This window comes from Deltaproteobacteria bacterium, assembly GCA_016234845.1.
Lineage (GTDB): Bacteria > Desulfobacterota > Deferrimicrobia > Deferrimicrobiales > Deferrimicrobiaceae > JACRNP01.
This window is the reverse complement of sequence record JACRNP010000169.1, coordinates 1-4894: the sequence shown is the minus strand read 5'-3', so window position 1 is coordinate 4894 and position 4894 is coordinate 1. Positions and strand designations below refer to the sequence as shown.

3 protein-coding genes are annotated in these 4894 nt (G+C 68.0%); all 3 read right to left on the bottom strand.

Translation table 11 applies throughout. From position 1 onward, the window contains the following. The coding region (locus HZB86_11230) for an efflux RND transporter permease subunit (GenBank protein MBI5906094.1) at positions 1–2463 on the bottom strand (2463 nt) is incomplete at its 3' end. Positions 2464–2477: 14 nt separating this feature from the next. Then, a complete protein-coding gene (locus HZB86_11225; GenBank protein ID MBI5906093.1) occupies positions 2478–3785 on the bottom strand; it encodes an efflux RND transporter periplasmic adaptor subunit in 1308 nt (435 codons plus the stop codon). Further along, a partial coding sequence (locus HZB86_11220; GenBank protein ID MBI5906092.1) for a TolC family protein occupies positions 3782–4894 on the bottom strand: 1113 nt, incomplete at its 5' end. The genes HZB86_11225 and HZB86_11220, both read right to left, overlap by 4 nt.

Sequence of the window (4894 nt, the reverse complement as noted above, 5' to 3'; positions counted from 1 at the left end):
GCCCAGGTCCCGCCCCCGGATGTTCACCTCGGCCGCGACCCGGCGCATCCCCTTCTCCCGGCCTATCTGTGCCGGCCCCTCGGCCACGGAAACGTTCGCGAGGCGGCCAAGAGGGATCTTTTCCCCTCCTCCTCCGGGGACGAGAATCCCGGACAAATCTTCGATATCGGATCGATGCGCTTCCGGGAAACGTACAACCGTGGCGATCCGCATCGGGCCGTCGATGACACGGGTCGCCTCCTTCCCGCCGACGGCGGTTTCCAGGATCCCGTTCACATCGGCCACATTGATCCCGTACCGGGCCATCTCCCGCCGGTTCAGCGCCACCTCCACCTGGTCCATCCCGGAAACCTGCTCCACCTTCACGTCGGCGGCCCCGCGGATTCCCGTCAGCGTGGAGGCGATCCGGTCCGCATATCCTTTCAGCTTCGAAAGATCCGGACCGTACACCTTGACCGCCAGGTCGCTCTTCACTCCGGAGATCAGCTCGTTCACCCGGAGCGCGATGGGCTGGGAAAAGGACGGGCGGATCCCGGGGACGGAGAAAAGCTCCTTCCCGATGGCCTCGACCAGCTCCGCCTTGTTCCTTCCCTCCTTCCACTCCTTCCGGGGCTTCAGCATGATGAAGAGGTCGGTCTGCTCCGGTCCCATCGGATCCTCGGAGATCTCCGCGCGACCGGTCTTGCTCACGACCGTCGCCACTTCCTGGAACTTCAGGAGACGCTTCTCGACGTACTGCGCGACGGAGACCGACCCTTCGAGGGAGGCGTTCGGCAGACGGACGACGTTGACGGCGATGGCGCCTTCGTCCAGCGGCGGCATGAACTCGGTGCCGATCCGGGCGGCGGCGACCCCGGCGGCGACGAGGGCGAGCACCGAGACGCCGAATGTGATCGTCCGCTTCCTCCGGGCGGCGGCGAGCACGTTCAGGTACCCCCGGTGGAACCGCCGCACGAACCCGAACTCCTTCTCCTTTTCCCGTGAAAGGATCATGTCGGAGAGAACCGGTACGATCGTGAGGGCGACGACCAGGGAGGCCAGCATCGCGAAGATCATCGTCATCGCGAGGGGGGCGAACATTTTCCCCTCGATCCCCTGCAGGCTGAACAGCGGAACCAGGACGATGCCGATGATCAGCACGGAGAAGGCGACCGGGCGGGCCACCTCCTCCACGGCGCGGACCGTCACCTGCATCCGGAACTTCGCGTCGTGCCGCTCCGCGAAATGGCGCCGCACGTTCTCCACGATGACGATCGAGGCGTCGACCACCATCCCGACCGAGAAAGCCAGCCCGCCGAGGCTCATCAGGTTCGAGGAGAGGCAGGCCCACCCCATCACGAGGAACGTGGCCAGGAACGTGAGAGGCAGGGACGCCAAGACGATCAGGGCGGTGCGCATCTCCGCCAGGAACAGGAAGAGCACGATGACGACGAAGATCCCGCCCTCCATCAGGGCGTTTTTCACCGTCCGGACGCACGCCTCGATCAGCGAGGTCCGGTCGTAGAAGACGTTCAGGCTCGCGCCCTTCGGAAGGCTCTTTCGGATGGAGGGGATGGCCTCCTTGACGCGGGTGACGACGTCCCGGGAGTTCTCCCCCCGGAGCATGATGACCATGCCGGCGACGACCTCTCCCTTGCCGTCCCGGGTCACCGCCCCCTGGCGCGGCTGCGGCCCGACGACCACGTCCGCCACGTCGTGCACGTGGACGGGAACTCCGCCGTGCGCCTTGAGGACGACGTCGCCGATATCCGCGGGACCGGCAAGCTGCCCGACTCCGCGGACGTACGTCTGTTCCCAGCCGCGCACGATGAACCCCCCGGCGGCGTTGGCGTTGTTCTTCTCCAGCGCCTCCACGACCTGCCGCAGGGAGAGGTCGAATCTCAGGAGCGCATCCGGCCGGACGAGGACGTGGTACTGCCGGACGAACCCCCCGAAGCTGTTCACCTCGTTCACCCCGGCGATCGGCTTGAGCTGCGGTGCGACGATGTAGTCCTGGATCGTCCGGAGCTCCATCGGGGAGAGCCCTTCCCCCTCCAGGGTGTACTGGAAGATCTCCCCCAGGCCGGTGCTGATGGGGCCCAATTCCGGATCGATCCCCCCGGGGAGGCTTCCCTTCGCCGCCTGGAGGCGCTCGAACACCTGCTGCCGGGCGAAATAGATGTCCACGTCGTCCCGGAAGACGACGACCACCTGCGATAAACCGGGCTTGGACAGCGATCGGACCTGGGTCACCTTCGGGACTCCGCCCATCTGCTGCTCGATGGGGTAGGTGACCTGCTGCTCGACGTCCACCGCGGAGAAGCCGGGGGCCTCCGAGAGGACCATCACCTGGACGTTCGTCACGTCGGGAAACGCGTCGACGGGGAGCCGCGTCCAGGCGATCGTCCCGGCGACGGCGAGGATTCCGGTCAGGGCGAGGACGACGATCCGCCGCCGGAGGAGGAACTCGACGAAGGCGCGCATCGGGGAGCCCTCCTTCAGTCCGCGCACCCTGCGCCCATCTTCCTGCGCAGGACGTCGGATTTCAGCAGGAACGAACCGTCGGTGACGATCCGCTGCCCCGCGGCGAGACCGCTCCGTATTTCCACCATGTCCCCGAGACGCTTCCCGAGGGTGACGGGACGGCGGATCCAGTAGTCGCCCTCCTTGTGAACGAAAACGAACGTCCTTCCCTCGTCTGCGAGCACCGCCGCCTTCGGCACCGCGAGGACGGTTCCGCCGCCGGGGAGGAACACCCGGATGTTCACGAACATCCCGGGGCGGAGACGCCCGTCGGGGTTGGGGACGACGACGCGGGCCTTCACGGTCCGGCTCTGCTCGTTCATGGTTCCGGAGAGGACGTCCAGCGTCCCCCGGTACGGCTTGCCTCCGGCGGAAGAGCGAACCTCCGCGTCGAACGTCGCGCCGCCGTTGGTCTTGCCGAACACGGTCGGGACGTCGTGCTCCCGCAGGTCGGCCCACACCCACACCTCGGAGAGGTCCGACACCAGGAAGAGCTCCTTTCCAGGCTCCACCCGTTCCCCCCTGCTTGCGTGCCGCTCCAGGACGCCGCCGCCGCGCGGAGCGCGCACCGTGAGATACCCGGACATCGTTTCCGGGGAGTTCGGGTCCAGCGCCCCGATCTCGGCCGGGGGCACCCCGAGGCGGAGCAGCCGGCTGCGGGCGTTGACCACCTCGATCTCGGCCGCCGCCAGCCGCGCCCGGGCCTCCTCCACCTCGAACTGCGCCGAGATCTTCCTCTCGAAGAGCGTCGCCTCCCGGTCCGCCGAGCTCTTCGCCAGCTCCCGGGCGGCGACCTTCTTCAGGTAATCCCCCTTCGATTCGGCCACGTCGTGGCTGTCGATCTCGAACAGCGGGGCGCCTTCCGCGACCGTCGCGCCGATGTCCGCGAAGACGTTGCGGACCACACCCGGAAGCGGCGCCGCGACGTGCACGGTCCTCCCCTCGCTCCGCTTCACCTCGCCGGTGAACGTCCGCGACGCCGCCACCTTGCGGCTTCCCGTCTTCCCCGTGGCCACGAGGCCGGGCTTCCCGTTTCCGCCCAGAAGCTCCGGGACCAGTTTCACCGTCCCCAGCTCGAAGCGGCACTCCTCGCAGGTGAACTGGAGGACGTTGTGTTCGCACTTCTCCTTCCACATCTCCTCCACGGGACGGTCGAGGTCGGATTTTTCCTGGGCGTGCCCGTGGCCCTCGTGCTTGTCGGCCTCCTCGAGGGATGCGGCGGCGGGAAACAGGCACGCGGCGAGAACCATCATCGCTATCGGGACGAATCTTCCGGTCTTCATCGTGACGCTCCTTGGATTGCCGTTGTTCTTTCCCCGACCGGCGGCGAGACCGCCGTCAGCCGTTCGAGGTCCGCCCTGGCCAGGTTCAGCGCCGTCAGGGTGTCCAGGTACCGGAGGCGCGTTTCGACCAGCGACCTGCCGGTGTCCAGCACGTCCAGGTACCGGAACTTCCCGAGGCGGTACCCTTCGCTGACCGCGTCGTGGGCGCTCTGCGCGCCCGGAAGCGCCTCCTTCCGAAGGAGTGCGGCCTCCCTCGCCGCGGCGGAGAAAGCCGCCAGGCGTTGTCCGGCCTGCGAACGCAGGAGCCGCTCCGTGCTCCTCCGTTCGACGTCCGCCTTGGCCCGCTGCGCCTCCGCCTCCCGGATCGCTCCCTGGTTCCTGTGGAACAGGGGCAGGGGAACGGAGAGTCCCAGCACGAACGTGTTTTCGGAACTCTCCCGGAGGCGCTTGATCCCGCCCTTCAGGGTCACGTCGGGAATCGCGAGCTTCCGTTCCTCGTCCAGTGCCGCGTTCCGGCGTTCCGTCTCCGCGGCCCACCGGGCCACGTCCGGGGTGGCGGCGATCCGTTCCGCGATGTTGTCCACGGCAGGCGCGGAGAGATCCTCGTCGAGGTCGCCGGACGGGATATCGAAGGAGGGCGCCGCCTCCCCCATGGCGGCGGAGAGATCCCGGCGGGCCGACTCGACTTCCATTCCGGTCCGCTCCACGTCGGCGGACGAGACGGCCAGCGCGACCCTTGCCCGCGTCTCCTCGATGGGAGAGACCGCCCCCGCCGCGACCCGGTCGGAAACCGCGGCCGCCAGGAGCGTCGCGATCCCGTGCGCCTCGCGGTGGAGCTCCAGTTTCTTCCATCCGGAGAGGAACCGGATGAAGGCCCGCTTCACGTCCGCCGCGACATCGAACCGGGCGACTTCCAGGTCGCGGCGAAGCACGCCCTTCTCCGCCTCGGCTCTCCGGATCCGCGTCGACCGCTTCCCGGTTTCCACGAGCTGGCTGATCCCGTACGTCGTCTCCGCACGGCTCGTCCCCGGGTAATCCCCCCATGCGTTTTCGAGGTCCACGGACAGCTCCGGATTGGGACGCAGGGACGCCTGGACCGCCCGACCTTC

Excerpts from the sequence above, each read along its gene's own strand:
- HZB86_11225 (MBI5906093.1), bottom strand. The coding sequence starts at position 3,785 with ATGAAGACCGGAAGATTCGTCCCGATAGCGATGATGGTTCTCGCCGCG.